General features: G+C 66.4%; 26 protein-coding genes and 1 pseudogene. 17 read left to right on the top strand and 10 right to left on the bottom strand.

Translation table 11 applies throughout. The annotated features are described in order from the left end of the window. The first annotated feature begins 222 nt into the window (after positions 1-222). The 4 genes from ACFQQD_RS13640 (at position 223) to ACFQQD_RS13625 (ending at position 3,259) form a co-directional block, all read left to right on the top strand. The gene (locus tag ACFQQD_RS13640) at positions 223-426 is read left to right on the top strand and encodes a cold-shock protein (RefSeq protein WP_378090389.1); all 204 of its coding nucleotides are present in this window, start codon (positions 223-225) and stop codon (positions 424-426) included. A gap of 119 nt (positions 427-545) precedes the next feature. Further along, a complete protein-coding gene (locus ACFQQD_RS13635; protein WP_378090387.1) occupies positions 546-1,547 on the top strand; it encodes an aldo/keto reductase family protein in 1,002 nt (333 codons plus the stop codon). Between the two features lie 191 nt (positions 1,548-1,738). Beyond that, complete coding sequence (locus tag ACFQQD_RS13630; RefSeq protein WP_378090385.1) at positions 1,739-2,926, top strand: Ig-like domain-containing protein; 1,188 nt, start codon at positions 1,739-1,741, stop codon at positions 2,924-2,926. Between the two features lie 75 nt (positions 2,927-3,001). After that, on the top strand, positions 3,002-3,259 hold the full coding sequence (locus ACFQQD_RS13625; RefSeq protein WP_378090383.1) for a hypothetical protein: 258 nt from the start codon (positions 3,002-3,004) through the stop codon (positions 3,257-3,259). On the opposite strand, the gene ACFQQD_RS13620 is transcribed toward ACFQQD_RS13625, so the two are convergent. Together ACFQQD_RS13620 and ACFQQD_RS13615 are read right to left on the bottom strand one after the other, a co-directional pair. Next, positions 3,247-4,473, bottom strand: coding sequence for a serine hydrolase domain-containing protein (locus ACFQQD_RS13620; protein ID WP_378090381.1), 1,227 nt, complete (start codon positions 4,471-4,473; stop codon positions 3,247-3,249). The genes ACFQQD_RS13625 and ACFQQD_RS13620 overlap by 13 nt on opposite strands. A 14-nt stretch (positions 4,474-4,487) precedes the next feature. Continuing rightward, positions 4,488-5,774, bottom strand: a complete 1,287-nt coding sequence (locus ACFQQD_RS13615) for an MFS transporter (protein WP_378090379.1) — start codon at positions 5,772-5,774, stop codon at positions 4,488-4,490. A gap of 161 nt (positions 5,775-5,935) precedes the next feature. Here ACFQQD_RS13615 and ACFQQD_RS13610 point away from each other — a divergent pair, with 161 nt between their 5' ends. Then, complete coding sequence (locus ACFQQD_RS13610) at positions 5,936-7,141, top strand: MFS transporter (RefSeq protein WP_378090377.1); 1,206 nt, start codon at positions 5,936-5,938, stop codon at positions 7,139-7,141. Positions 7,142-7,288: 147 nt separating this feature from the next. Next, entirely contained in the window at positions 7,289-8,011 is a 723-nt protein-coding gene (locus tag ACFQQD_RS13605) for a YqjF family protein (protein ID WP_378090375.1), read from the top strand. A gap of 98 nt (positions 8,012-8,109) precedes the next feature. Here the strand turns inward: ACFQQD_RS13605 and ACFQQD_RS13600 are convergent, their stop codons facing one another. The 3 genes from ACFQQD_RS13600 to ACFQQD_RS13590 form a co-directional block, all read right to left on the bottom strand. Continuing rightward, complete coding sequence (locus ACFQQD_RS13600) at positions 8,110-8,565, bottom strand: hypothetical protein (RefSeq protein ID WP_378090373.1); 456 nt, start codon at positions 8,563-8,565, stop codon at positions 8,110-8,112. A gap of 311 nt (positions 8,566-8,876) precedes the next feature. Further along, positions 8,877-9,593: a hemerythrin domain-containing protein gene (locus ACFQQD_RS13595; protein WP_378090371.1), complete on the bottom strand. Its 717-nt coding sequence runs from the start codon at positions 9,591-9,593 to the stop codon at positions 8,877-8,879. Between the two features lie 134 nt (positions 9,594-9,727). After that, positions 9,728-10,237, bottom strand: coding sequence for a DUF4383 domain-containing protein (locus ACFQQD_RS13590; RefSeq protein ID WP_378090368.1), 510 nt, complete (start codon positions 10,235-10,237; stop codon positions 9,728-9,730). Between the two features lie 219 nt (positions 10,238-10,456). Between ACFQQD_RS13590 and ACFQQD_RS13585 the strand changes: the two genes are divergently transcribed. From ACFQQD_RS13585 to ACFQQD_RS13555, 7 genes and pseudogenes are all read left to right on the top strand, one after another. Next, entirely contained in the window at positions 10,457-10,621 is a 165-nt protein-coding gene (locus ACFQQD_RS13585; RefSeq protein WP_378090366.1) for a hypothetical protein, read from the top strand. A gap of 164 nt (positions 10,622-10,785) precedes the next feature. Further along, positions 10,786-11,361, top strand: a complete 576-nt coding sequence (locus tag ACFQQD_RS13580; RefSeq protein WP_378090364.1) for a hemerythrin domain-containing protein — start codon at positions 10,786-10,788, stop codon at positions 11,359-11,361. A 175-nt stretch (positions 11,362-11,536) separates the two neighbouring features. Further along, the gene (locus ACFQQD_RS13575) at positions 11,537-12,418 is read left to right on the top strand and encodes a manganese catalase family protein (RefSeq protein ID WP_378090362.1); all 882 of its coding nucleotides are present in this window, start codon (positions 11,537-11,539) and stop codon (positions 12,416-12,418) included. Positions 12,419-12,635: 217 nt separating this feature from the next. Then, the gene (locus tag ACFQQD_RS13570) at positions 12,636-13,604 is read left to right on the top strand and encodes an NAD(P)/FAD-dependent oxidoreductase (RefSeq protein ID WP_378090360.1); all 969 of its coding nucleotides are present in this window, start codon (positions 12,636-12,638) and stop codon (positions 13,602-13,604) included. Positions 13,605-13,891: 287 nt separating this feature from the next. Continuing rightward, a pseudogene (locus ACFQQD_RS13565) lies at positions 13,892-14,223 on the top strand (acetamidase/formamidase family protein); the annotation flags it as partial. Between the two features lie 151 nt (positions 14,224-14,374). Then, positions 14,375-15,523 (top strand): zinc-dependent alcohol dehydrogenase, encoded by a 1,149-nt coding sequence (locus ACFQQD_RS13560; protein WP_378090358.1) that lies wholly within the window; start codon positions 14,375-14,377, stop codon positions 15,521-15,523. Between the two features lie 16 nt (positions 15,524-15,539). Then, the gene (locus ACFQQD_RS13555) at positions 15,540-16,187 is read left to right on the top strand and encodes a hypothetical protein (protein WP_378090356.1); all 648 of its coding nucleotides are present in this window, start codon (positions 15,540-15,542) and stop codon (positions 16,185-16,187) included. 97 nt (positions 16,188-16,284) lie between these two features. Here ACFQQD_RS13555 and ACFQQD_RS13550 read toward each other — a convergent pair whose 3' ends face one another. Together ACFQQD_RS13550 and ACFQQD_RS13545 are read right to left on the bottom strand one after the other, a co-directional pair. Further along, positions 16,285-17,538 (bottom strand): MFS transporter, encoded by a 1,254-nt coding sequence (locus tag ACFQQD_RS13550; protein ID WP_378090354.1) that lies wholly within the window; start codon positions 17,536-17,538, stop codon positions 16,285-16,287. After that, on the bottom strand, positions 17,531-18,313 hold the full coding sequence (locus ACFQQD_RS13545; protein ID WP_378090352.1) for an IclR family transcriptional regulator: 783 nt from the start codon (positions 18,311-18,313) through the stop codon (positions 17,531-17,533). The genes ACFQQD_RS13550 and ACFQQD_RS13545 overlap by 8 nt, the downstream gene beginning before the upstream one ends. A gap of 110 nt (positions 18,314-18,423) precedes the next feature. Between ACFQQD_RS13545 and ACFQQD_RS13540 the strand changes: the two genes are divergently transcribed. Further along, positions 18,424-19,416 carry an ABC transporter substrate-binding protein gene (locus tag ACFQQD_RS13540; RefSeq protein ID WP_378090350.1) on the top strand — a complete coding sequence of 331 codons (993 nt, stop codon included), beginning with the start codon at positions 18,424-18,426 and terminating at the stop codon, positions 19,414-19,416. A 96-nt stretch (positions 19,417-19,512) separates the two neighbouring features. Beyond that, complete coding sequence (locus tag ACFQQD_RS13535) at positions 19,513-20,586, top strand: amidohydrolase family protein (RefSeq protein WP_378090348.1); 1,074 nt, start codon at positions 19,513-19,515, stop codon at positions 20,584-20,586. Positions 20,587-20,590: 4 nt separating this feature from the next. Here ACFQQD_RS13535 and ACFQQD_RS13530 read toward each other — a convergent pair whose 3' ends face one another. The 3 genes from ACFQQD_RS13530 to ACFQQD_RS13520 all read right to left on the bottom strand — a co-directional run bounded on the left by ACFQQD_RS13530 (position 20,591) and on the right by ACFQQD_RS13520 (position 23,635). Then, positions 20,591-21,085 carry a DUF3237 domain-containing protein gene (locus tag ACFQQD_RS13530; RefSeq protein WP_378090346.1) on the bottom strand — a complete coding sequence of 165 codons (495 nt, stop codon included), beginning with the start codon at positions 21,083-21,085 and terminating at the stop codon, positions 20,591-20,593. Between the two features lie 17 nt (positions 21,086-21,102). Then, on the bottom strand, positions 21,103-23,004 hold the full coding sequence (locus tag ACFQQD_RS13525) for an FMN-binding glutamate synthase family protein (RefSeq protein WP_378090344.1): 1,902 nt from the start codon (positions 23,002-23,004) through the stop codon (positions 21,103-21,105). A 73-nt stretch (positions 23,005-23,077) separates the two neighbouring features. Beyond that, the gene (locus ACFQQD_RS13520; RefSeq protein WP_378090342.1) at positions 23,078-23,635 is read right to left on the bottom strand and encodes a thioesterase family protein; all 558 of its coding nucleotides are present in this window, start codon (positions 23,633-23,635) and stop codon (positions 23,078-23,080) included. Positions 23,636-23,809: 174 nt separating this feature from the next. Between ACFQQD_RS13520 and ACFQQD_RS13515 the strand changes: the two genes are divergently transcribed. Both ACFQQD_RS13515 and ACFQQD_RS13510 read left to right on the top strand, forming a co-directional pair. After that, the gene (locus tag ACFQQD_RS13515; RefSeq protein ID WP_378090340.1) at positions 23,810-25,039 is read left to right on the top strand and encodes an agmatine/peptidylarginine deiminase; all 1,230 of its coding nucleotides are present in this window, start codon (positions 23,810-23,812) and stop codon (positions 25,037-25,039) included. A 253-nt stretch (positions 25,040-25,292) separates the two neighbouring features. Beyond that, the gene (locus tag ACFQQD_RS13510; RefSeq protein ID WP_378090338.1) at positions 25,293-26,414 is read left to right on the top strand and encodes a hypothetical protein; all 1,122 of its coding nucleotides are present in this window, start codon (positions 25,293-25,295) and stop codon (positions 26,412-26,414) included. Positions 26,415-26,426: the final 12 nt, after the last annotated feature.

The raw sequence follows: 26,426 nt of genomic DNA, 5'->3' as shown, positions 1-26,426 counted from the left end.
GGCGAATTAACGTCCCGTCAGAGCTGATTTGAAGAAAGGGGTGTTCTACCCCCTCCTTCGTCCCGTACTATAGAAACCAGAAGTAGTAGTAGCAGTAAGTCCGTACCCTTTCGGGCCGGTCAATCTTCGGATTGGACGGGGCGTTGGGAAGCGGTTTCGCACACGCCGCTTCGCCCCCGTCGGAACACTGGCGGGGTAACACCCCAAAGAAAGAGGCTCAACATGGCCACCGGTACCGTCAAGTGGTTCAACGCAGAAAAGGGCTACGGCTTTATTTCTCCGGACGACAACTCCGCTGACATCTTCGTTCACTTCTCCGCCATCGAAGGCAATGGCTTCCGCGAACTGCAGGAAGACCAGAAGGTCGAGTTCGAGGCCCAGCAGGGCCCCAAGGGCATGCAGGCTGCTGCAGTCCGCCCGCTCTGATCGAGCTCGTCTGATTCCTTCAGACTTCTGAACGGCCGCTGTTCCCTCGGGAACAGCGGCCGTTCTCTGTTAAGCCCAGTCCAAGCCCGGTCCGAAGCCATCCGGACTAGGGTGAAACCATGAAATTTCGTTACCTCGGCAACAGCGGACTCAAGATCTCCGAGATCATCTACGGCAATTGGCTCACCCACGGCTCACAGGTCGAGAACGAGACGGCTCATGCCTGCGTGAGGGCTGCCCTCGAACACGGCATCACCAGCTTTGACACCGCCGACGTCTATGCGAATACCAAGGCCGAAACGGTCCTCGGCGAGGCACTGAGGAACGAGCGGCGAGAATCCCTCGAAGTCTTCACGAAGGTCTACTGGCCCACCGGGCCCAAAGGACCCAATGACACCGGCCTGTCCCGCAAGCACATCATGGAGTCGATCAACGGCTCCCTGAAGCGGCTGCAGATGGACTATGTCGACCTCTACCAGGCCCACCGCTATGACGTGGAGACTCCCCTCGAGGAGACCATGCAGGCCTTCGCCGATGTGGTTCGGTCCGGCAAGGCCTTGTACATCGGTGTCTCAGAGTGGCCCGCGGACAAGATCCGAGAGGCCCATGCGATGGCCTCCTCGCTGGGCATCCAGCTGATCTCCAGCCAACCGCAGTACTCAATGCTGTGGCGCGTGATCGAGTCCGAGGTCATCCCCACCTCGGAGGAGCTCGGTCTCTCCCAAATCGTCTGGTCCCCCATGGCCGGCGGCATCCTCACTGGCAAATATCTCCCGGGCCAGCCTGCTCCGGCCGGTTCCCGTGGTGCAGACGAGAGCGGCGCATCGACCATGGCGCACCGCATGACCGACGAGGTCCTGACCGCTGTCCAGAATCTGCGCCCGATCGCCGATGGCTTGGGGTGCACCATGGGCCAGCTCGCCATCGCGTGGGTTCTCGCCAATCCGAATGTCGCCGGAGCGCTGGTCGGTGCCTCTCGGCCGGAACAGATCGTGGAGAACGTCAAGGCCCTGGACATCACCCTGGACAGTGCGGTCCTGGCCGAGATCGACGCGGCCATCGGCCACGTGGTCACCGACGATCCCTCGCGAGTGTCCGTGCCTGAGACCCGGATCGTCTGATCAGACCCGGGTTTCCGCTCGCCTTTCCCGGTCACAGCGTCACGGCGCACCACCATCCGCATGCCGTGATGTTTCTGTGATGTGTACTTTGGGGTTGATCACGGTATGATCACAAATAGCCGGTGTTGCCCGTTTCGGAGGACGGGGCGGGCAACACGGGGCCAAGCGCCATCGAGCCGGGGGGCACCAGCATGACCACCAGGGCACCGGGCTCTGCTAACCCAGGCTCCGTCGATCCCTTTTCTGGTCGCCGCATTTCGCCTGGGCGCCGTCCCCGGCCGGCCCGGATGCTGGCCGCCGTCGCCACCGGGTCTTTGGTGTTGATCGGACCTCTCACCGGCAGTGCTACCGCCACGCCGACGTCGTCTCCGAGTTCCTCGTCGGCACCCTTGCCGTCGTCCTCCGCTGACGCGAACCAGCCCCCGGAGTTCGTCGGCGGGTGTCCGACGCTCATCGCGGATGCCGGCGAGGAAGAATCCCTCAGCTTTCAGGTCCAGGATCCAGACGGCGACCCCGTCACGTTGAGCGCCGGAGTCTCGACGGAGTACGGCCTCCAGCCGAGCGTCTCCGGCCACACCGTCACGTATGAGACGCCGGCTGACGCCACCAACGATGACAGCTTTATAGTCACGGCCGATGACGGCCGCGGCGGCGAAACTCCGTGTGAATTGTGGGTTGACGTCCAACCCTCGTCCGACCCGACACCGACGTCGGATCCGACCGACCCGCCCACGGATCCGTCTCCGGATCCGACGACCAGCCAGCCGGAGCCGACCACCCCGGCGCCACCCGAGCCCACGAGCGTTCCGCCCACCAGTCCCACTCAAGCCCCGACGTCGGACCCAGCACCCACCAGCGCGGAGCCCACCTCAGCACCGACGTCCGGTCCGCCGACCTCGGGAGACGGCGCACCGCCGTCGTCGGCGCCCCAGGGGCCGCCGAACAATGGCGGCGGCAACGGCAGTAGCGGCGGAAATGGCGATGACCAGGCTCCCACTTCTGGCGCTGGAACCCCCACCGGCGGTCCTTCTGACCCGGCGGACACCGACAACTCTTCCGACTCGTCCTCCCCCGACGGCACTGGCGCTGGCACTCCGGGCTCCGGGTCCGGCTCTGGTGGAAACCCCGGCTCCGGTGGCAACGATGGAGACCATGGGGACGGCGAGAACGGTAGCAACGGAGGCGGAGACGCCTCGGACGCCCCCCACTCGCCCTCCACGGACGACGGCGAGACTCCCGCCACGGAGGCCGTGGCTCGTGCCGATCGACTGGCTAACACCGGGGCCACGATCTGGTTGTTCGGCGGCGTGGGGATCATGATGCTGGTCTTGACCGGTCTGGCCTTGATGGCCCTGCCCTTGGGCCATCGCCGGCAGTAGACTGACCGGACGACGCGGCTTCAGGCGGCAGACCCGCCGCTGGTGAAGGGTCGCCCGACATCGAGGAGGTTCACGTTGGCGCGCTACGAAGATGAGCTCGAAGAGCAATTCATCGAAGAACCCGAGAATGACCTGGAGCAGCCCGACGATGGGCGCGACAGCACCACCGACTACGGTTCGTCCGATGATCCGGAGGACCTCGACGCGATTGATCCGCTGCGTCGGGATCGCTTCCTCGTCGACGGAGACGAGAATCTCAACGGCATCCCCGACTACCAGGAGACGGAGACCGCGGACGAGGACACCGAGGGATACTCCGGTCAGTCCCTGTAGTCACCCGCCCGCTGTCCGGGCCGGCCTTCGGACGTGAGTTCCTGAAGGTCACCGAACAGCGTGGCGATCTGTTCGCCCATCTCGACTTGGGTCATCACGATGCTGATCGACCCGTCGGGGTCCACGAAGTAATCGGTGCCGAGGCCTCCGGACCAGCCGAACCGTCCGCGGTGTCGCCCGCCGGTCACCACCGAGACGCCGTACCCCCACCCCGTGTTCTCCCAAAAACCGGGAAAGAAGCTGTCCGGTGTCTTCGCCGCGTCGTCGATGTGGTCGCTTCGCAGTTCGTCCCGCAGCTCCCCTGAGAGGAGCTGTCCCTCGAGGAGCGACTGCAAGAACGCATGGTAATCGGCCACGGTCGAGACCAACTCGGAGTGGCTGACGTCGAAAGGAGCAGGCTCGACGTAGAACCCCTCCCCGGCCGGTTCGGTGTGGTCGAAGCCGGAACGCTCGGCGCCATCCTGTTCGACGCCGATCTTTTCGGCGCCGACCTGCTCGCTGTCGGCTACAGCGTGCCGGAACGCGGCCGGCAACCGGTGGGCTTGATCCCTCGGCACGGTGAATCCCGTATCCGGCATGCCCGCGGGGTCGAAGACCTTCTCGCGCAGCACCTCGGCCGTAGAACGGTCCGTGACCCGGCCCAGCAGGATCCCCAGCAGCCCGAACGAGTGGTGATAGCGCCACCCCTCACCGGGCTGGAAGGCCAACGGCAGTGAGGACAGGGCATCGAGCCAGTCCTGAGCCGCGAGGTCCACGGGTTCCGGTCCAGCTTCCACGCCCGCTTCGACCATGGCTCGCCGCCACGGGGAGTCCGTGACCGCCACTCCGTAGCCCGACTGGTTCGTCAGCAGGTGCCGCAGCGTGATCGGCCGGACCGCCGGCGTCGTCTCGGCGAGCGGCGCGTCGGGGTGGACCAGAACCCGCGGCTCGGCCAGTTCCGGCAGCCAAGTGGCGATCGGGTCGTTGAGAGCCAGGGCCCCGTCCTCCACCAGACTGAGCGCGGCGACGGCGGTCACCGTCTTGGTCATCGACTGAATCCGGAAGATCGCGTCCGTGCGCAGGGGCGCTCCACCCGGAGCGTCGAGCCCGACGGCGACCGGTGCATAGTGCTGACCTATGGTGCCGACGGCACCGGGCATCGTGCCAGCATCGACGTGGCGGTTCAGAAGATCGTGCAGCTTGTCAGTCGGATTCCCGGGCAAATTATCAGGCAAGCGAGACTCCTTCGTCAGGGCTGGCGGCCGGAGACCAGTCGCTCGGTGCCCGACGCCGCCAGGATAAGGCAGGCACACCAGATCCCACCAGCAGGTCCGAGGGGTGCTGCCGCCAAGCCGGCCACCACCGGCATGGCCACCTGCCCGACGCGGTTGCCGACGAGCCGGAAGGCCAAGGCCGAGCCCCGCCACGCCGCCGGCACGGACTGTGAGACCAGTGTCATCGTCAACGGCTGTCCGATGCCCAGCACGAAACCGCCGACGCCCATCAGCCCCACGGCCAGCCACAGGGCGTTCCAGCCGTCCAAGGCCGGCGGCACCAATCCCAGGGCCACAGCGGAGACCAGCAGGGACACCACCACGAGTTTCTCGCGAGGCCACCGCCGCGACATCCACGGCAGCACGATCCTCGAGACGAACGAGGCACCGCCGCGCACCGCGAGCAGCACGCCGACCCACAACGGTGACACCCCGGCGGACTCCCCGACCAGCGGCAGGAAGGCCGTCAGGATGTCCAGCATCGCCAACAGGGACAGCGACGCCAGCATGTGCGAGGGGATTCCCGGCACCGTCCAGATGCGCCGCATGGTGGGTTTGCCCACGGTGGCCGCACCGGCTGCCGCGTCCGTCTGGTCTGCCGTCTTCGGCTGGTCGGCCGCCGTCGAGGTGGCGTCGACCGGAGGGCGTCTGGTGCGTCGGCCGCCGTCGGCCCTCATCAGGTACATCACCGGCACCGCGGCCAGGGAACAGGCGGCGCCCAACCACAGGGCCTCATCGATACGGCCTTCCAGGGCCGCGTTTCCCGTGGCGTCACCGAGCGTCGCATTCCCGAGGATGATTCCGGAGATCAACGGTCCGGCCATCTGCCCCACGGAGAAGGCGGCGGTGAACCAGCCGAAGGCGGCGTCCATGGATTCCGGTCCGGCACGCCGTCCGATGGCCGTCTGCCCGGCGATGGTGAACACGAGATGGCCCATTCCGAGCACAGCGGAGGACACCATCAGGAGAGCCACGGAGTTGCCCACGGTCAGCCCGACGCCGCCCAGTCCCAGGATGAGTGCTCCCAGGGCGATCATGCCGCGCAGGGTGCGTAACCGGCCACTGAGCCGTCCCAGCCACATGGCGGCCACCAACGGAAGAATGGCGTAGGCGGCGGTGGCCAACCCGACAGTGGTCTCCCCCGCTCCGAAGTCGAGCAGCTTGTAGCTGGTGACCGGACGCAAGAGGTTCAGGGCCGTTTGGGTGAGGACCGCTGCGGCAATCATGACCCAGAGCCAGGTCATATTTCCGCGTTGCGCCATACCCTTCAGCGTAGTCTCCCTGCGCCCCTTCACTGGGCGCGGGGCTACACTGGAGCCGCCCCAGTCCTGAACACGAAAGCCGGTAGACCTCCATGCCCTCGGCCACAGCCTCTGCTACCGAACCAGGGAGATTGTGGAGCCGGGACTTCATCCTCACCGCCGTGACGAATCTGTTCCTGGCCATGGTGTTCTACCTGCTGGTGACGGCGATGGCCCTGTACGCCGTGGACCGCTTCCACGCCTCGGACATGATGTCCGGTCTGGCCGTTGGCGCCTTCGTGCTGGGCGCGGTCGTCGCGCGGCTGGCCACCGGTCAGTCGATGGACTTCATCGGTCGACGCCGGATGCTGATCACCGCGGCGGCCTGCTTCCTCGTCGCATCGGCGCTGTACCTGCTGGCCAACACCCTCGGCCTGCTCATCCTCGTGCGGTTCTTCCACGGGGTGGCCTTCGGTGCCGCCAGCACCGTCCTGGCGACGTCGGTCATCGGGATGATTCCCGCACTTCGGCGAAGTGAGGGCACCGGCTGGTTCGGCACCTCGACCACCGCCGGCTCCGCCTTCGGCCCTCTGCTTGCCTTCCAGCTCACGCACGCCTTCGGCTTCGACTCCCTGTTTCTGCTCTGCACGGCCTTCTCGCTGTGCGCGCTCGTGGCCGGGATCCTGGTGAAATTGCCGCAGCCCGGTCCAGCCGTTCCCACTGACCCTGCCGACCGTGTTGAGAAGACGCATGACACAGCCAACGGAGCAGACGCCGCAGAGGCGCCCCGGCCGCGCTTCTCCTTCCGGCGCATGGTCTCGCTCCAGGCGCTGCCGGTCTCCCTGGTGATCCTGCTGGGAGGCATCGCCTACTCCGGCATTCTGGCCTTCCTCAACGGCTACACCCAGCAGGAGGGCGTCAGCCCGGCGGTCGCCAGCGCGTTCTTCCTCGTCTATGCCGCGGTGCTGGTGCTGACCCGGTTCATCGTCGGCCCGATTCACGACCGCTTCGGAGACAACGCCGCCATCATCCCGTTGTTGATCTCCTTCATGGCCGGACTGGTGATGTTGTCACGCTGGCCCACTCCCGCGGGGATCTTCATCTCGGCCGCCCTGGTGGCCTTCGGATTCGGCGCCCTGCTCACGAGTGTCCAGGCGATCGCCGTCTCCGTGGTGCCGCCGATGCAGATCGGGGTGGCGACCTCCACGTACTTCATCATGCTCGACCTCGGGGCCGGCGTGGGCCCCATCATCCTCGGCGCCCTGCTGCCCGTCACCGACTACTCAGGTATGTATCTGATGCTCTCCGGACTGATCGCGGCCACGATCGGCCTCTATTGGCTGGTCCACGGCCGGCACACCACCCGGCGAGCGATGGCGAACGCCTGAGCGACGTCGACCAGTCCTGCCGAGCTCATCCAGCGGTGCCCCGCGACTGGGCGCGGGACTACACTGGCCACCCGTGCCCGCCGCATAACACGCAGAGGAGTAGCCCGTGGTTTGGCGTAAACATCCTCGAGAGGCGGGCAGCCGGCGATGAGCGGACGTACTCCCGATCACCCGGTTCGCATCCCCGTGAACTTCCAGGACTGGGAACACCTCACATTCCTGCACTGGCCCTACGACGTCGCAACCGTCCAGTCCCTGGTGCCCGATGAGCTCACTGTGCAGCAATGGGACGGCCGCACATGGGTCGGCATCACCCCGTTCCGCATGGTGGGGGTCCGTCCGCCCGGTCTGCCGCCGCCGGGATGGGGCGCCTTCCCGGAACTCAATGTGCGGGCCTACGTGCGCACGCAGGACGGACGAGACGGCATTTGGTTCCTGGGAATGCTTGTGCCCCGGCGTACCTTCATCGCCGCCCTGGGAAGTCTCGGGCTGCCCTATGAGCACTCCCACTCCGCGGTGTCCATGGACAGCTCGCGCTGGGTCTACCGATTCGGCACACCACACTGGCTCCGCTCACACCGCGACGACTGGTTCCAGGCGGCGGTGGACGTCGGTCTGCCGCTGGAGGCCACGGAGCGCACGCCCTTGGTGGAGAGCATCACCGGACGCTGGTCGGCATACCATCGGCGGGGGCGGGTACTGTGGCGCACGCCGGTCGAGCATGAGCCCTGGCCTCTGCACGCGGCCACGGCCAGCGGAAGACTCACGGCGCCGCTGCGCTGGGCCGGTTTGCCCGCACCGACCCATGAGCCACTGGTGCACGCAGCACCCGCCGTGCATGCCCGGCTCGGTATGCCTCGACCGGCCTGAGCGCGGCGGTCGAGCACGCTGAGTGAGGAGGTAGAAGAGCGCGCGCGGAACTCGTTTGCGGCCGCCCTCTCCCGAGTCCTCGAGATTGAGGTTGTGATTCAAGACTTCCAGACGAAGCGTGCGATGCCATATGCGGGGGAACGGACCGCACGCAGCCACGTCGGCACGGCGAGGTCGGCCGGCGGCTGTGCGACGGGTCGAAATCGCAACTGTGCGTCGTCGGGTCCGGCGGGAAGGTTCGAGCGCCGAGGTGGTTCGCGAGGTGACTCAAGCGATACCCACCCCAAGGCCAGCCATGGTTCCGAGTTGCGCGAGAAGGACAGCCGGTAGTGGTTCTGCGGTTCCGGGTCCAGGCGGAAGACGATGTGTCCCTCAGGTCCCGTCAGGGGGAGCATGGTGGTCAACGCTCCGGCTGTCGCCGAGGTGTGGAACTGCAGAATGTATCGCGTGAATCGACCGGTGCCGGTGGAAGCGAAGAGCAGGTCCGCCGGGCCGCCGTTAGGTCCGCCGCCGGGGATCCGGAGAGCCAGACCAATGATGTCGGGAAGCTTCACGGGCCACGAAACGGCTCGTGACAGCCGTGCGATCAGAGGCATTCTCCCCGCAGTGTCGAAAAGCGCGGAACCGATAGGGTTAGGGGTGTCGATGACGAGTGCGCCGGCCACGACCGTGCCAGCTGAATGGAGGGGACGATTTCGACGTACGGCACCGATCATTCCGAGACCGACTCCGAGGGCCAGACCGGCAGCTCCGAATAGGACGGCACCAGCACAGCGTGCACAGTTGATGGGTGTCTCCTTCGAGCGGGTCATCCGACTGTTGCGCCAACGACGGTGCCGGTTCGGTCGGCGCCCCGGTGGGGAGATCAGTGGAGCGCTAAGGCTGTGGAGGGATCCTCTCCCTGGCGCATGATGTGCAGCCGCTCGACCTGGTGGGAGAGCCCGGTCAGGGCCGAGCTCAGCCGGCGCAGCCAGAACCCTGTCTGTTTCGAGTTCCGGAGCACCGCCCCGTCCACGAGGTCCCGCACCCGGTCGATCACGGACAACGGCAGTGCGGCGATCACGTTTCCGGGCGGGCGCCGGGCCACCACCGGGTGGGCGCGGGTGGGTGCGGTGCGGCGGACGACCTCCCAGGCCAAGCCGGCGCCTCTCAGTTGGTTCCAGCTCAACTGAGCCTGCAGCCGAGGGAGCAATTCATCTTCCTCATCGCGCACGTCCTCCCGCAGCACCTCCGCAAGCCGAACGAGCAGAGGCTCACGGGCAAGGTCGTCGAGCGGCATCCCCTCAAGTGCGGTGACGAGTTCGTTGACCTCCTGGTGCTCGCGTTCCACCTCAAGCGTCAACTTTTGCCCGTCCGGCAGGACCTGCCGCATCAGTGGCCACAGCACCGATTCCTCGGCGAAGGCATGAGGGAACACCAACCGGTAGATCTTCAGCAGCACCTGCCCCTGTTCCGCACCGGTCGTGCCCTTAAGCTCTTCTAGCAGAGCATCCAGCGTGAGATGGTCGCTCTTCTGCCTTACCAGCACGCTCCATCTTCCGCCGAGTTCGTTGGCGTCCTGGTCAGCAATGGACCTCATCATGACCCCTTTCGGAGGGTTCCCGTCGACACTGCTGTGGCCGGCGGATTCATGCACCACTGGACCGGCAGTTGTCCAACGTCGAGGTCGTTCATCTTGTGCGCGGCCTCTTTCAGCGTTTCATTCTCCCGATGCAGTCAACGCTGGCGATCGTGACGTTCCGCGGTCGTCTCCACCGTGGCGTGCTTCCTTCGCGGCAGGAAGGACAGGGCGACCATGGTGACGCCCAGTCCGAGGTGCAGCCAGTTGTCGGCATTGTTGAATGGTACGAAGTTCGCGGGCGAGTCATGGCCGATGAACAGGCCGTAGAGCCACAGCAGGAGATAGACGATGCCGCCCCACAGAAGGTAATGCCGTGCCATGGTCCCTGTCCGGGCCAGCGCCAATCCGGCGATGCCGTAGAGCAGGTGGACGACGTTGTGCAGGATCGAGACCTGGAAAAGGCCCATGAGCATGGCCTCGGAGTGGTGTCCCGCGAATTGCATGGTCTCGTAGTTGGTGGTGAGGCCGGGGATGAACCCGGCGATGCCGACCAGCAGGAAGACGACGCCGTAGATCATCGCCACGATCTGAACCGGGCTGCGGCCCGAGGCATGACGTTCGGTGGGGGTGCGATCCATGGGCGATCGGTCTGAGGTGGTACTCATGGCCTGTCCTTCCGAGAGATGACGTCTGGCATGCGATTACGCTACTCGATCATGTCCGGCCGCCCTCACCCTCGTGAAGATCCGATGCGCGCTGGATCTGGGAGCTTTTTTTGTCGGCCACGGCATGGGATACGAGGATCGGTCCACGTGTTGCCTGCAGTCCATGACCATCGGCCGGTGGCCGGCCTCATGCCGCAACGGATCGTGAACCGACACCCCATGACCACCGATTCGGATTCGCCACGCAAGAACGACGATGAGCTCACCGAGGAATCCATCGAGGAGATCAATTTCCACCGAACCCCCGACCTGCCTCCAGCAGGGGCCGTGGTGTCCTTGGACGCCATAGGCGACCTGATGGGCAACCCTGCGAATCAGCCGTAAACGCCCTTGTGGCACCTCCATCGATGAGGCAAGGTGAGCGGTAACGCGCCCAACACAACCGGGTGCGTCCGGCTTTGTCCCGATGCAAACACGCAAGGGACACCGACCCACGACTGGACGCAGGCTCCGACTCGATGAGCCTCGACCCACAGGAGGCACCTGTCATGACTGAAACCACCATCGACGGACAGCAATCCGATGCCGTGGACATCCTCACGGCCGACCACCGCGCCATGCTCGAGCTGCTGGGCCAGATCGAAGCCACTGCAGACGCCGACCAGCGGCGCGACCTGGCAAACACCGTGATCGCCGAAGTCATGCGCCATGCCGTGGCTGAGGAGATGTTCGTCTACCCGTCCATGGAGAAGCACCTTCCGAACGGCGCCGAAGAAGTCGAACACGACAAGAAGGAGCATGACGACCTCGTCCAGGTGATGAAGCGGATCGAGGACATCAACGCGTCCGACCCCCAGTTCATGGAATCTGTCCGAGAACTGGAGAGCCAGCTGCGCCACCATATCGAGGACGAGGAATCCGACCAGTTCCCCCAGCTAAGGGCCAGCATCCCGGCAGAAGAGCTCGTTGATATTGGACAGAAGGTCGAGAACGCGAAGAAACTGACTCCGACGCGGCCACACCCCAACGCGCCTCACTCGGAACTGTTCCACAAGACCATCGGCCCCGGTGTCGGCATGGTCGACCGACTCCGGGACAAGCTCACCGGCCGGAATACCGAGTGAACAACCTATTTTGCATCTGACTGGTTTCTTTCTTGTTGCCCACCATTCAGACCAGATTCCAATCGTATCGATGACCATCGCTGGAGCTGACCGGGACGCTGCCTCTAGTTTGGTAGGCGCACCACCAATCAACGGGCGCAATGCCGCCCACACCCTATGAGGAAGGTTCACGCCTGTGTTCATTCATCAGCAGAAGCTCCAATACAACTCCTCGCCAGAGAAGCCTGACGCCGTGTATGCGCGCAAGCTCCAGGAGGTGATCGGCGGCCAGTACGGGGAGATCACGGTGGCCATGCAGTACAGCTTCCAGGCGTGGAACGCACATATCCCCGGCAAGTATCGGGATCTGTTGTTCAGTACTGCCGCGGAGGAGTTCGGGCACGTGGAGATGCTGGCCACCATGGTGGCCCAGCTGTTGGAGAAGGCGCCTCTGGGTATCACCGAGGATGCCATCCAGGAGGATCCGGCCGTCGCCGCCGTGATCGGTGGAACCGATATGCAGCAGGCCATTGTCTCCGGTGCTGGCGCTCGCCCCGTGGACAGTATGGGCAACCCGTGGACGGCGGGATACGTCACCGCCAGCGGCAATCTGTTGGCAGACATGACCTCGAACGTCAACGCGGAGATGCAGGGCCGCACCCAGGTGGCACGCCTGTATCACATGACCGATGACCCGGGCATCCGCGATTTGTTGTCCTTCCTGTTGGCCCGGGACACCATGCACCAGAACCAGTGGGTCGCCGCCGTCAGAGAACTGCAGGAGGATGGTCTGGAGGAAATGCCCACGCCCAGCAACTTCCCGCAGTCGAAGGAAACCTCGGAGCACGCCTATACCGCGTATAACTTCTCCGATGGCCAAGCCATGGATCAAGGTAGCTGGGCCGCCGGGCCGACTCCGGATGGCAAAGGGACTTTTGACTATCAGCCCGAGCCCATGGCAGGTGTCCCGATGCCGCCGCCCACCCACCCGGACGCACGCTTCTACGGCACGACCGAGCTGCCGAACTCGGAGGAGAAGGCCGCCGGCACCGTTCAGGACAAACTCAACAAGGGATAATCCGAAGTCCTGTCCTTGACGCGATGATTTTCCCCAGTCATCCGTCTCGGAGGAAAGCCCGGGTGTCCATCGGCCCCGGGCTTTTCCCCTGTGGCGGTGACGCTCCTGAGACGTGCACATCGGTCGCCTGGCACGAGAAGTTCGGATCGGGCACCGGTCTTCCCCATGGACGATCCGGACAGCTGATGTAGTGCTTTCCCTGAGCTTCGGAGGCCAAATGAATCTTGACCACCCGCGCATCCTCGACGCCCTCGTGGTCGGTGGTGGACCTGCCGGATTGTCCGCAGCGACGTGGCTGGGCCGGTACCGACGCTCCACGCTCGTGGTGGACGCGGGACACCAGCGCAACCTGCCCGCTGACCGCGCACACGGACTGTTGGGCCGGGACCCTACTACCCCGGAGGAGTTGCTGACCGATGCCCGCGCCGGACTGGAGCAATACCCCCAGGTGATGCTCTGTCACGGCACGGTCACTGGGCTGCACCACGGTGAAGACGGCTTGTTCCGCGCCGTCGTCGACGGCGCGGACGTCGCCGCGAAGCGGGTGGTCCTCGCCACCGGGATGCGCGACCGGTTCCCGGAGATTGCCGGCTTCCACTCGCACTACGGCACGGACGTCTTCCACTGTCCGGCCTGTGACGGATACAACGCCCGTGAGCAGGCGGTGATCGTGCTGGGCGCCGGAGATGAGCTTCCCGCCTATGCAGCGGAATTGCTCGACTGGGCAGCCGTTGTGCGGGTCATCACCGGTACCGACGGCGGGCCCGTCGATGACGCGCAGCGGGCAGTCTTGGATGGCCATGGGATCGACGTCGTAGACGGGGTGCCAGAAGCGCTGGTCGGGCCGCCCGGATCCCTGCAGGGCGTGCGATTGACCGGGGGCGAATTGGTCGAGGGGGACAAGGTCTTCTTCTCCTATGCCCACGATCCCTCCAACGACCTCGCCCGACAGCTGGGGTGCCAGCTCGACCACGAAGGACGGATCGCCGTCAACGAGTTCCAGCTCACCAGCATCGACGGGGTCTATGCCGCAGGAGACATCACCGCAGGGCTGCAGTTGGTCGCGATCGCCATAGGCAAGGGAACCGCCGCAGGAGTCGCTTGTGGCACCTCACTGCGTGGTAATCCCGCCAGCAACGCGGCACCCACCCCGGCACCACCAACACGCTGGTTCACTGCTGGTTAAGGACCACGCCACCGCCCCAAACAGCGAAGGTGAGGGTCGTCTTCACCGCCATGGGGCTGGCCCAAGCCGGGCTCAACGCGCTGACCGACCAACCGTATTTCTTGCGCCGGACCGTTCCACTAGCCGCTGGAGTGTGGCGTGATCGACAGTCCTGGGTCTCCGACCTGGCGTTCGGGGGATCACTGGTGACTCATTTCAGTCGTACCCTGCCGGGCGTGCACGATGGAACGGAAGTTGACGCCGGTCAGCAGGCCCGTAGCCGCCGGCGGATCGGTAGCATGCACGGCATGATCGAGAACCTCTTTCCTCTCGACCCTGCCCTCCCCTTCCATGCCCAGGATTCACCCGGGCATAACCGCTGGCATCCGGAGATCCCGCCAGTGGCCACTGTCCGACCCGGTCAGAGCTTCCGGGTAGAGTGCCGTGACTGGTTCGACGGCGCCGTTCGCAATGACGAGTCCGCTGAAGACGTGCTGCGCGCGCCCTTCCACATTGAGCATCAGTTGTCCGGGCCCTTCCGCGTGGAGGGCGCGGACCTGGGGACCTGCTGGTCGTAGACATCGTCGATATCGGGCCGATGGCGACGGATCACCACGGCCCGCTGGCCGGCCAGGGCTGGGAACCCGGACGGCGGGGCCGCCACGGCACAGGGTGCCGGAGGCGTGGGATCGTACTGGGCGTCCGGCGGGCAACCCTTGACCTGCTCAGGCTGCCAGGACACCGTGGAGTACCTGTGACAGCGGGTGGATGAGAAGGGCCGGAGGCGGAACATGCGCGCGATGGTGTACCGGGGGCCGTACAAGGTGCGGGTCGAAGAGAAGGACATGCCCCGCATCGAGCATCCCAATGACGCGATCGTCAAGGTGACCACGGCGGCCATCTGCGGTTCCGACCTGCATCTGTACCACGGAATGATGCCGGACACCCGCATCGGCCACACCTTCGGACACGAGTTCGTCGGAGTTGTGCACGAGGTCGGATCCTCGGTCCGCAACCTCAAGCCCGGGGACCGCGTCATGGTGCCTTTCAACGTGTACTGCGGCTCCTGTTACTTCTGTTCCCGGGGCCTCTACTCCAACTGCCACAACGTCAACGCCAATGCGACCGCCGTGGGCGGCATCTACGGGTACTCGCACACCTGTGGTGGTTACGACGGCGGCCAGGCCGAGTATGTGCGCGTTCCGTTCGCCGACGTGGGCCCGGCCCTGATTCCCGAGTGGATGCACGAGGAGGACGCGGTTCTCCTCACCGATGCCGTGGCCACCGGTTACTTCGGAGCCCAGCTCGGGGACATCGCCGAAGGCGACACCGTGGTCGTCTTCGGTGCCGGCCCCATCGGCCTGTTCGCGGCCCAGTCCAGCTGGCTGATGGGTGCCGGCCGCGTGATCGTGGTGGACCACCTCGAGTACCGCCTGGAGAAGGCCCGCACCATGGCCCACGCCGAGACGTACAACTTCGCCGAGTACGGGGACATCGTCCTTGAGCTGAAGAAGACCACCGACTACCTCGGGGCCGACGTGGCGATCGACGCCGTTGGCGCCGAGGCCGACGGCAATTTCATCCAGCACGTCACCGCCGCCAAGCTCAAGCTGCAGGGTGGGTCCCCGGTGGCCCTGAACTGGGCCATCGATGCCGTGCGCAAGGGCGGAACGATCTCCGTCATGGGGGCGTACGGCCCAATATTCAGTGCGGTGAAGTTCGGCGACGCGCTCAACAAGGGCCTCACGCTGCGTATGAACCAGTGCCCGGTCAAGCGTCAGTGGCCAAGACTCTTCGAGCACGTCCGCAACGGCTACCTCACTCCGCGTCAGATCGTCACCCATCGGATTCCCCTCGAGCAGATCGCCGAGGGCTACCACCTGTTCTCTTCCAAGCTGGACGGCTGCATCAAGACCCTGGTGCTGCCGCATGCCGGTTGAGCGGCAAGGAGCTGCCATGACGTCCACCCACGACATCCCCGTCCCTGCGGAATCCACCGCCGAAGCCGGCCCCGGACACCCGACGCCGGCCACGCCGTACGTCGCGGACCGGCCGTCCGGGCACCGGACGAGCGAACAGCTCCAAGCGGAGATCCCCGGCTGGGGCGTCGACCTGGACCCGGCGGACCGACCATCCGTCCCGCGGGAACAGCGGGGCCTGGAGACCGGGGCCCACTGGGAGTTCCCGGAGCGCCAGCCGCAGGACCGGTCTCGGGAGCACTCGATCGAACACCAGGACGTGACCCCCGTCTTCGGCACGGCACAGCCCATGAGGGGCCTGTCCGCCCCGATCCGGGCATGGGCCTACGGCTTCAGTGAGGCTCGGGCGGCCCATTGGCTGGGGTTGCTCGCCGCCGACCGCGTCGATGCATGGGAGCACCAAGTCCGGTCCGTGCTCTCGGCCCGTCCCGACAATCCGGTCACCGAGACCAGGATCCGCAGTGAGCTCACTGGCCACGGTCTCGCCTCGCGCCGCGGCGAGAACCGCGCGGACACCTCGCACGCGTGGATGGACCCGATCATCGTCGCCGGACCATGGGTCCTGGCTGGCGGTGTCGTACTCGGCGCCGTCCGGGCATTGAGAAGGGCATCGCGCCGGGCATAAGGGAGAAGTCTTCCCCTTTCGGGTCGGTCGGCGGTGCTCATGCGCTCGCCCCGTTCAGGTGCTCGGCCTGTCTGGCCAGGAGGATGTGGCGGTGGGCTCACTCAGCGTCACGAGAACGCCGTCGCTCGGTGCGCACCATGGTCACGGCAAGGCTCAGCAACAGGACGTAGACCGCGCCGACCAGGATCCAACCGAGCAGGAAGCCACCAGTCAGCTCAACCACGGCACCCATCCCGACCGGGCCGAGGGCGAAGCCAGCGTACATGCCCATGGTAGTGGTGCCGCTCGCGGCGCCGATCCGCGTGGCGTCCACGGCCTGCATGGTTCCGGCGTTGACCACCACGTTGGTCCCCAGCACCGTCAGTCCGTGGAGCGCGACGCCGGCCCAGAACAGGCCGGCGATGTCGAGCGCGGAGGAGGCCACCATGCACGCCATCCCCATCAGCGCGCCCGAGGCGATCAACGCCAGCAGGGTGCCGGGCCGGCGTCCAGCGCCCAGTGCCCGGCCCCAGAAGACGCGACTGGCCACGCCGACGACGCCGGACAGCCCGGCCGCCAGACCGCCCACCAGCAGGCTGTAGTCGTGATCCCGCACGGCGAACAGTGGCAAGTACACGTTGGTGGCCTGGGTGCCCATTCCCGAACAGAAGGCGACGGCGGCGAACAGCCAGACTTGCATGGGCAGCGAGGTGGAGGCGCCCGTGCGCCGGGTCCGGAAGCGGGTGGCCAGAACGCGGCGAACGGCAGACCAGTCGGTCGGTGCCTCCGGCGGAATATGGCGCAGAGACCACCACAACAGCAGCAGGACCACGACGCCGGCCGCGATGGCCGCGCCAGACCAGCCGGCCCAGAGGGCCGCCGTCGGGAAAAGCAATCCGGCCGCCAGCTGGCTGGCCTGCACGCCCGACTGCTTGACACCGATCCATCCGGACCGCTTGGTGGCCGGTACGGCGCTGTAGATGACCCGGTTGGTGGTCGGGTTGGCGATCACCTGTGCCGGGCCGACGAGGATGCAGGCCACGACCAGGACCCAGTAGTAGGGGCCGATCGCCGAGATGAGCAGGGCGAGCACCGTGCCGCCGTAGTTGAACACCAACTGGCTGCGGATGCTGAGCACATCGGCCAGCCGGCCGATCACCATCGAGGACACGGCCGCACTGACGAACAGCACGGTGATGAGCAGGCCGAACTGACCCGCGGAGACGCCCAGCTGACGGATCAGCAGGTCCGACGTCGCGGACAGTCCGTAGTTCAGCAGCGGGCCCACGCCCATCGCGATGAGCAGGACGGTCAGCAGCGCCGTCCCGGCCCGCGGGGCTCCAGGTCTGGAGGTAGACGTTTCCTCAGTCATGGCGGTCCTCGTTTCCCTTCGGTGCCGCGCGCGGCAGCAATTCGGTGGTGGTCTGCCGGGCAGCCTGCGTCAGCTGCTCGATGACCACGGACAATCCGGTGTCCGGCAGTCGCTCCGTCGGGGCGACCACCGCCAGACCGGCGACCGCGCGGCCCGAACCATCGCGGATGGGCACGGCCACGGCCGTGATGCCTTCGGTGCTCTCGCCGCGGGAGACGGCATACCCTGCCTGCCTGATCCTGGCGAGGGCGGCTGTCAGCTCGTTCAGGGATCCCAGGGTGCGGTCGGTGAGTTTGCGGATGCCGGTGCCGAACATGCCGGCCACCTCCTCCGGGGTCAGGTCCGCCAGCAGCACCCGTCCGCCGGCCGTGGCGTAGGCCGGCAGCCGGGCTCCGATGCGCGGCGAGGCCCGAAGCACGTGGCCGGATTCGATGCCGTCCACGAACTCCACTTCCGAGCGGGCCAGGACGGACAGGGAGACCGACTCGCCGGTGGCCGCCGCCAGACTCTCCATGGGGCGGTGCGCCGCGTGGCGGACCTCGCGGGTACCGACGACGCCGCCGGCCAGGGCCAGCAGCTTCGCGCCGGGTCGGTAGATGCGGCTGTACGGGTCCTGGACCACATAGTCCTGCTCGGCCAGTGTGCCCAGAAGACGGTGGGCGCTGGAGGGAGCGATGCCGAGCTCATCGGCGACCTGGCGGACTCGGACGCCGCCCTCGGCCATCACCCGGTCCACCACGGCCAAGGCATGGACGACCGCTCTGATCTCCGACACGACGCTCCCTCTGTTCTGCTAGTCAGAACAGTAGTCTGAACTGTTCCGCCTGACGCTATTGCATCCTACGCTTCTCGAAACGACGTGCCACCGAGAAGGAGAAATTCACTGTGAGCAAGAAGACCTACAAGCGTTGGATCGCGCCGATGCTGGCCGTCCCCTTGATGCTGAGCGGCTGCGGGAGTTCCGGCGGGGAGGACACTTCCACCGACGGCGAGGGCAACACCGTCACCCCGGTGCGGGTGGCGGACACCGCGGGGATGCCCTCGGCCTTTCTGCAGTACGGCGTCAACGAGGGCTACTTCGAGGAGGAGGGGCTCGACGTCACCGTGGACGTCAGCATCGGCGGCGCCGCGGCCGTGCCCGCATTGGTGAACGGCGAGACGCAGTTCGCCGGATCGAACACCGTGAGCGCCCTGCTGGCCGCCAGCAAGGGCCTGCCGATCAACATCGTGTCCGCCGGCACTCGCACCGTCGACGATCCGGAGAAGGACTTCGCCCGCATCATGGCGTCGGAGTCCAGCGGCATCGAGGAGGTCAGTGACCTCGAGGGCAAGACCATCGCCGTGAACACGCTGGAGAACATCAACGACGTCGCCATCATGACGCTCATGGAAGAGGCCGGCGCCGATGAGAACAGCGTGAAGTTCGCCGAGATGGGCTTCTCCGACATGCTGCCAGCCCTGGAGAGCGGCCAGGTGGATGGCGCCCTGCTGATCGAACCCTTCGTCACCATGGCCGAGGAACAGGGCGCCGTGGACGTGGCCAGCCCCTACGTCGAGTCCCGCGAGAACCTCATGGTCGGCACCTACATGGCCTCGCAGCAGTACGCGGCCGAGAATCCGGATGTGATCAAGGCCTTCCAGCGGGGCATCAGTGCCACCGGTGAGGCTATTGCCGAGGATCCGGATGCCTTCCGTGAGGCCTTGCCGGAGGTCACCACGATCGATGCTGAGCTCGCCGATGAGATCAACCTGCCCTCGTGGGAGGCCTCCGTGGACATGGAGACCCTGCAGTTCATCAACGAGCGCATGGTCCGCTACGGGCTGACCGATGAGGAAGTCGCCGTCGACGACCTGGTGACTCAGCCCGAATCCGACTGACCAGCTCTTTTGTGGAACCGACCACAGCCTGATCGGAACCGACCATTGACCCTTTGCCACTGACCGCTTGAACCCGACCCGAGGGAGAAACACTCGATGACCAGCGAAGCCAACACCGCCCGCCCCTACCGGCGCATTGCCACGGAGGAGGCCTGGGCGCCGCCGGAGATGTTCGACCTCTTCAAGGAGGTTCTCGGCAGCCATCCCGAGGACGATCCGGGATTCATGAGCCTCATGGGCTACTACGCCCTGGGTGATGCCGAGCGTCCCCGGTTCATCCGCGAACGCATGACGGACACCGAGGGCATCCGCCTGCGGGAGATGGACGCAGCCGGCGTCGACCACCAGATCCTGTCCCTGACCTCCCCCGGCACCAACCCGCTGCCGGCCACCCAGGCCAACACCCTGGCCCGACTGGCCAACGACCGCCTGTCCGACATCGTCCGCGCGCACCCGGACCGCTACACCGGTCTGGCCGCCGTACCCTTCTCCGCCCCGGACGCCGGCGCCTCCGAACTCGACCGCGCCGTCACGCAACTGGGCCTGAAGGGGGCCATCCTCAACTCACACGTCCGCGACCGCTACACGGACACCCCGGAGTTCCTCCCCTTCTACGAGGCCGCCGAGTCCCTGGGCGTTCCGGTCTACCTGCACCCGAACGCCCCGTCGGCCGGGCTGCTCCGCCCCTTCCACGAGCGCGGGCTGGACGGGTCGATCTACGGCTTCGGCGTGGAGACCGGTCTGCACCTGCTGCGTCTGGTGGTCTCCGGCGTGTTCGAGCGCTTCCCCAAGCTGACCATGGTGGTCGGTCACCTCGGCGAAGCCCTGCCGTTCTGGCTGAACCGGATCGACTACATGTACGGCAAGCAGATCGCCACGGGCCGGTACGAGCACGTCAAGCCGCTGCCCCTGAAGCCTTCCGAGTACCTGCGCCGCAACGTCTGGTTCACCACCAGTGGGATGCCGTGGCAGGACGAGGTCATGTTCGTCCGTCAGATGATGGGCGCCGACCGGGTGATGTACGCGATGGACTACCCGTACCAGTACGAGCCCGACGAGGTCACCATCCAGGAGGGACTGCCGATCTCCGAGCAGGAGAAGTTCGAGTTCTTCGAAGGCATCGCCACCCGGGTGTTCAACCTGGACCTCGACGGCGGCGCCTCCGCCTGAGCGGTCAGCAGACCTTCCAGAGGTCGATGATCACCCGGTCTGGTTCGCGGCGGCCGGAGCCGATGACCACCGTGGATTCCAACCACGACCACCGGTCTCCGGCCACCTCGAACCGCGGTGCACACCGGAAGTAGATCCGCTCGGGCGGCACCCGCTCGCCGCGCACCAGGGCAGCGATGTCCTCGGCCGAGCCCGTGCGGTAGGCGGCGTTCATGACGTAGATGCGGTCGCCGTCGTCCGTCTCGATGATGTAGCGGGCCTCGAGATCGGACGCTGTCTCCGAGGTGATCAGCTGGAAGTCCGCGCCCCCGGGCAGCAGGGTGCCGTTGAGCTCCGGGCCGGTGACCGCGCCGCCGGCGATCGGGATGACGCGCCGCTGGCCCCGGTGGGTGCGGCCGACCTCGATCGGGGCGTCGACGTCCACGGCGATCGTGGCTAGGAACTCGAGCCGGGGCGCGGCGGGGGTTGCGGGGGTTCCTGATGCGGAATGGTCAGTCATGACTACACGCTAATCGCTCAGGAGCCGACTTCACCCTCGGGCCGCGGTTCGTTGCTGACCACGGGCGTGGAACCGGTATCGGAACCGGAACGCCGGGGACGGGCGCCGTCGAGGTCCTTCTCCTCGGCGTTGCGCTCCGGAGGACGGCCGCCCGACCGGGGCTCGCCCTCGCCTCCGGTCTTGCCCTCCCCGCTGCGGTCTGCGGCGGTGGCAGTCGCCGGCTCGGTGGCAGATTCCGTGGCCGGTTCGGCGGCCGAGGCGGCGGACCGGCCCGGCACGTAGAGCTCTTCACGCCACTCGGGCTCCGGCTCCGTCAGGTAGCCGACCGGGGCGTGCTCACCGAAGTGATCGGCGTCGGCCTCTTCCCAATCGGCGGCCCAGCCGCGCGGGGGCTCGTTGAGCAGTTCGTCCTCGCGGAGCCAGTGGTAGATCGCGGCATAGGACTTGGTGTTGAGATGGTCCACGCGGCGGCGCAGCATGCGCGTGTTCAACTGCGAGGGCCGGGTCAGGCCCATCGAGGCCATGATCTGCACGGCCTCACGGACGGTGAGCTTCTGATAGTTGTGCACCCGCTTGGACTTGTCCTCCACATCCAGAGACCGCACCAGCCGGGGGTCCTGCGTGGCCACCCCCACGGGGCACTCATTGGTGTGGCACTTCTGCGCTTGAATGCAGCCGGTGGCCATCATCATCGGGCGGGCGGACATGGTGAAGTCGGCGCCTTGGATCAGTCGCTTGACCACGTCCGATCCGGTGGCGACCTTCCCCGCCGCACCGATCTTGATCATGTGGCGCAGACCCGTGCCGACCAGGGCGTTGTGCACCAGCATCAGCCCCTCGGTCAGCGGCGTCCCCACGTGGTCGGAGTACTCCAGTGGGGCCGCTCCCGTGCCGCCCTCGGAGCCGTCCACGATGATGTAGTCGGGGGCGGTTCGCTCTTCCCACACGGCCTTGCAGATGGCCAGAACGTCCGTGCGCGAACCCACGCAGAGCTTGATGCCCACCGGCTTGCCACCCGAGAGCTCTCGCAGTTGGGCGACGAACCGGACCATCTCCCGGGGCGTGGTGAAGGCCGAGTGGGACGCCGGAGAGATGCAGTCCACGCCGAGCGGCACCTCGCGGGCCTCGGCGATCTCTGGAGTGACCTTGGGCCCGGGCAGGACGCCACCGAGTCCCGGCTTGGCACCCTGGGAGAGCTTGATGGTGACGCCCTTGACCTGGGGCAGCGTGGCTTTCTCGGCGAATCGCTCGGGATTGAAATGGCCGTCCTCGGTGCGGCAGCCGAAGTACCCGGACCCGATCTCCCAGAACAGGTCCGCCCCGTGGGCCAGGTGGTATTTGGTCAGCCCGCCCTCGCCGGTCTCATGGATGAATCCACCCATCGCGGCGCCCTTGTTCATCGCCAGCACCGCATTCTTGGACAAGGAGCCGAAGGACATCGAGGAGATGTTCATCAGCGACAGGTCATACGGCTGACGGCAGTCCGGGCCGCCGACTCGTACCGTCGGGATCTTCTCCGGTGGTCGGACCGGGGCTGTGGAATGCAGCAGATACTCGTAGCCGATGCGCGCGGTGTCCCGCTCCGTGCCGAAGGCCTTGTGGTTGTCCGCGCCCTTGGAGCGCGAGTACACCAGCGTCCGGGTGTCCCGGTCGAAGGGCTTGCCGTCGAAGTTCCGCTCGATGAAGTACTGCTGGATCTCCGGGCGCATCGACTCGAGCAGGTACCGCATATGCCCGAGGATGGGGAAGTTGCGCAGAATCGCATGCCGCTTCTGCGTCATGTCCCAGATGGCCAGGGCGACCAGCATCAGGGCGAAGACGCCCAGCACGATCCACGCCCACAGTCCCACGAGATAGGCCACGACGAGGATGAAGAACAGCGTCGCGAGCCCGCCGATGATGAGTAAGCGGTTGTTCATGTCTTCCATCCTGCACCCGCACACCGCAGGACTGAACCCGCACGACGCCGGTGCGCGGCCGGCGTCGTGCTTCTCACCACAGGTGCGGGGCCGGCTTGCGGGAGCCGGGCAGGGCGATGTTGACCCGCCAGTCATGCAGCCACTCGGGGACCTCGAGGTCGGCCGGCATCTCCTCACCGAGTTCTTCGCGCACGGCGGCCAGGATCTCCTCGTTGCTCACCGGGCCGTCGGGGCCGATGAAGCGTGAGGCGACGTAGCCGCGGACGGAGATCTCGCCGTCGACCACGAAGCGCTGCTCGATCCAGATGCACTTGTCATCGAGGCCGAGCACCCTGGTCTCCAGCGAATAGTCCTGCCACAGGTTGATCGACCGGCGGAACGCGATCTGTTCGGCCTGCACGACCGGGGACCACTTTCGCCGCCGCATCATGTCCCAGAATCCTGCGCGCACCAGCAGGTCGAAACGGCCCAGGTCCATCAGCGAGAAGTACATGCCGTTGTTGATGTGCAGGGCGATGTCGATGTCGGTCGGCAGCGCCTTCAGCGGCAGTGATGTGGCGTCCCAGACGCTGACCGGTGGCCGTCGTCGGGAGCGGATGAGCAGAAGCAGGGTGCGGAAGATCAGGTGCATGACCGCCATCGTGCCACGGCGGCTCGTGGCCCCAGGTGACGATCTGATGACGACGGTGCCATTCTGGTCTCCGGAACGGGGCGTCTCACTTAGCATGGTGAAAGTCCGTGCCCGTGCAGCTCGCAGTCGTGGCGTGCCGGCGGACCCCCGTGAAGCACCGCACGAAAGGGAGCAATGCGCCAGGAACCGCAGGCCGCGTCAGTCGGCGGGGGCGCAACGGGTGTATCCACCGCCGTCTGGCATCTGCCCGCGGACACCGAGCCGCAGGAGCGGTTGTGGATGTCTTTCCCCCGTGACTACGCGCGCATGGGCACCACCACGTGGGAGCTCTCCGGGGCGCGGCGCGCGTGGAGCCGGGTGGCGCACGCGGTCATGGACTATCAGCCCGTCACTCTGTTGGTGGATCCGGCTGACCGGCAGATCGTGCACACCTACGTGGACCCGATGATTCCCGTAGTGCCCGTCGCCATGGACAATCCCTTCCTGCGCCTGACCGGTCCCACCTTCACCACGGGCGCGGTGATCACGGAGGGTCGGGGCCGCGCTCAGCATCGAGGAGTGGACCGCGGGGATGATCCGTGGGCTGACCGTGGACGCGGAAACGGCGCGGGCGGTGCTGGCGGTGGCGGTGCTGGCGGTGGCGGTGCAGGTGCCCACGGCGCCGGTCGGCGCCAGCTGGGCATGATCGACTGGGTCTTCAACGGATTCGGCCGCCGACCCGGTCTGGAGTACCGGCTCGACGACGTCACCGGTGGCACCATCGCCGAGCTCACCGGCGCCGACCGTCAGCTCTCGCTCATGGTCAACGAGGGCGGCGCCTTCATCACCGACGGCGAGGGCACCCTGATCGCCTCCGAGTCGGTGCTGCTGGACCCCTCCCGCAACGGCGGCTGGACGCGAGAGCACATCGAGGCGGAGTTCACCCGCTACACGGACATCCGCAAGATCATCTGGCTGCCCTCCGGTCTGACGCGCGATTCCGGTCCCTTCGGCGTCGGGGCCCAGATCGACCAGCTCGTCGCCTTCGCCTCGCCGACCGTGGTGCTGCTGCATTGGCAGGAGAACCCTGCCCACCCCGACCACGAGGTCTCGATGCGCACCCTGAACGTGTTGCAGAACGAGACCGATGCTCGCGGCCGCCCCCTGAACGTGGCCACGGTGACCGCTCCGCTGGCCGGCCAGGATGACCGTGGCCCGCTGAGCTGGTCCTACGTCAACGTGTTGCCGGTCAACGGTGCGGTGGTGGTGCCCTCCTTCGAAGACCCGCACGACGACGGCGCCCACCAGTTGCTCCAAGCCGCCTACCCGGGGCGGAAAGTGGTGCCCATCCCGGCGCAGCGACTGTACCGGCGCGGCGTCGGCATCCGGCAGGTGGCCCTGCCGCAACCCTCCCGCCAGGCGTAACGACTAGTTTTCCCGCCTCTTTCCGCAATTCGTGCCGATCCTGATGCGCCGCAGTCATATTGCATGCGAGCCGTCAGGATCAGCGCGAATTGCGAGGTGAACGGTGGCAGTTAAGAGGTGGTGTGACGGCGAGAGACTCCACGGCCCGCCTCCGTCACACGCCACTACTCCACAGCGTGGCGAGAGGCTACCGGTGTCCACATTTGCTCTCCGCGAGCCAGCCCGCATGAACAGGTGATGCTGTGCTGGCCACATGTCCTCGGCCCTACCTCCCATCGCCACGCTGCCCTCGCACGCGATCCATCAGGAGCTGTCGGACGGTGTGGTGACCGTGACGGCGTGGGACATTCCGCTGAAGCACTCCTCCGAATCGGCCTACGACGAAGACCGAGCCCACGTCCTTCACCGATCAGCCCAGTCCAGCGACCTCATTCGCCTCAGACCCGGCGTCTTCGTCCCTGCGGATGTCTGGACGGAGGCCTACCCCCGTGAACGCCATCTCGCCACCGCACTGGCCATCGCCCTCTCCGCGCGGCAGACACCGCTCTTCTGCCGTGAGACCGCACTGCTGCTGTACGGCCTTCCCTTGAACGAGGCCCGCGTCGATGTGAGGCTGCGTGCCTTCAGTTCGGGTGCCGCGCGCCGGACGTTCCGAGCCACACCGGCTGCCGCCGCTTGGCCCTTGATGTCCGAACAGCGCATCTCGGTGCCGCGAGCCTGGACGCGTGACGAGATTCAAAAACTCGAGCCGGCCCGACCCGCCCGGTTGGCCATCAGCCATGGACGGGAACTGATGACGGAGGACCTCCGGTTCTGCATCGCCGACACTCTGCACCGATTGACCTTCGGCGATGCCGTGATGGTTGCCGACGCCTTGCTGAGCGGACTGCGCAGTACCCACGACGGCGGCCTGGCCCGCACGGCGACACCGTGGGCCAGGAGTGAACTGGCAGCCCTGGCCGGGCTCTGCACCACGAAAAAAGCCGCGAGGAAGCTGCTGCAGGTGGCCGAGTTCGCCCAGCCACTGTCCGATTCACCAGGCGAATCTCTCAGCCGGGCCCGCATTCATGAACTCGGATTCCAGGCGCCCGAGCTTCAGCATCGGCTCTACGACGCTCAGGGGCGCTTCCTGGGCATGGTGGATTTCTGGTGGCCCGAGCTGCGGCTGGCCGGAGAGTTCGATGGGTGGGGAAAGTACACCGACGCGGAGAGTTACTCCGGGCAGAACCGCGACACAGTGTTCCGCGAGGAGAAGAGCCGCTCGGAACGCATCCAGGAACAGGGCATCCGCTTCGTACGGTGGATGTGGAAGGACGTCGAGAACCCGCAACTCCTCGAGCAGCGACTGCAGCGTGCCGGCGTCCCCCGCGCCTAACCCCTGCCCCCT

It is taken from the genome of Citricoccus sp. GCM10030269, from assembly GCF_042665635.1.
Taxonomy (GTDB): domain Bacteria; phylum Actinomycetota; class Actinomycetes; order Actinomycetales; family Micrococcaceae; genus Citricoccus.
The sequence above is the reverse complement of the archived record's forward strand: the minus strand, read 5'-3'. Positions and strand labels throughout refer to the sequence as shown.

What these genes read in the sequence shown, in the direction of transcription:
- ACFQQD_RS13640 (WP_378090389.1), top strand. Translation starts at nt 223, where the DNA reads ATGGCCACCGGTACCGTCAAGTGGTTCAACGCAGAAAAGGGCTACGGC.
- ACFQQD_RS13635 (WP_378090387.1), top strand. Translation starts at nt 546, where the DNA reads ATGAAATTTCGTTACCTCGGCAACAGCGGACTCAAGATCTCCGAGATC.
- ACFQQD_RS13630 (WP_378090385.1), top strand. Translation starts at nt 1,739, where the DNA reads ATGACCACCAGGGCACCGGGCTCTGCTAACCCAGGCTCCGTCGATCCC.
- ACFQQD_RS13615 (WP_378090379.1), bottom strand. Translation starts at nt 5,774, where the DNA reads ATGGCGCAACGCGGAAATATGACCTGGCTCTGGGTCATGATTGCCGCA.
- ACFQQD_RS13605 (WP_378090375.1), top strand. Translation starts at nt 7,289, where the DNA reads ATGAGCGGACGTACTCCCGATCACCCGGTTCGCATCCCCGTGAACTTC.
- ACFQQD_RS13595 (WP_378090371.1), bottom strand. Translation starts at nt 9,593, where the DNA reads ATGATGAGGTCCATTGCTGACCAGGACGCCAACGAACTCGGCGGAAGA.
- ACFQQD_RS13590 (WP_378090368.1), bottom strand. Translation starts at nt 10,237, where the DNA reads ATGAGTACCACCTCAGACCGATCGCCCATGGATCGCACCCCCACCGAA.
- ACFQQD_RS13585 (WP_378090366.1), top strand. Translation starts at nt 10,457, where the DNA reads ATGACCACCGATTCGGATTCGCCACGCAAGAACGACGATGAGCTCACC.
- ACFQQD_RS13580 (WP_378090364.1), top strand. Translation starts at nt 10,786, where the DNA reads ATGACTGAAACCACCATCGACGGACAGCAATCCGATGCCGTGGACATC.
- ACFQQD_RS13570 (WP_378090360.1), top strand. Translation starts at nt 12,636, where the DNA reads ATGAATCTTGACCACCCGCGCATCCTCGACGCCCTCGTGGTCGGTGGT.
- ACFQQD_RS13560 (WP_378090358.1), top strand. Translation starts at nt 14,375, where the DNA reads ATGCGCGCGATGGTGTACCGGGGGCCGTACAAGGTGCGGGTCGAAGAG.
- ACFQQD_RS13555 (WP_378090356.1), top strand. Translation starts at nt 15,540, where the DNA reads ATGACGTCCACCCACGACATCCCCGTCCCTGCGGAATCCACCGCCGAA.
- ACFQQD_RS13550 (WP_378090354.1), bottom strand. Translation starts at nt 17,538, where the DNA reads ATGACTGAGGAAACGTCTACCTCCAGACCTGGAGCCCCGCGGGCCGGG.
- ACFQQD_RS13535 (WP_378090348.1), top strand. Translation starts at nt 19,513, where the DNA reads ATGACCAGCGAAGCCAACACCGCCCGCCCCTACCGGCGCATTGCCACG.
- ACFQQD_RS13530 (WP_378090346.1), bottom strand. Translation starts at nt 21,085, where the DNA reads ATGACTGACCATTCCGCATCAGGAACCCCCGCAACCCCCGCCGCGCCC.
- ACFQQD_RS13525 (WP_378090344.1), bottom strand. Translation starts at nt 23,004, where the DNA reads ATGAACAACCGCTTACTCATCATCGGCGGGCTCGCGACGCTGTTCTTC.
- ACFQQD_RS13520 (WP_378090342.1), bottom strand. Translation starts at nt 23,635, where the DNA reads ATGCACCTGATCTTCCGCACCCTGCTTCTGCTCATCCGCTCCCGACGA.
- ACFQQD_RS13515 (WP_378090340.1), top strand. Translation starts at nt 23,810, where the DNA reads ATGCGCCAGGAACCGCAGGCCGCGTCAGTCGGCGGGGGCGCAACGGGT.
- ACFQQD_RS13510 (WP_378090338.1), top strand. Translation starts at nt 25,293, where the DNA reads ATGTCCTCGGCCCTACCTCCCATCGCCACGCTGCCCTCGCACGCGATC.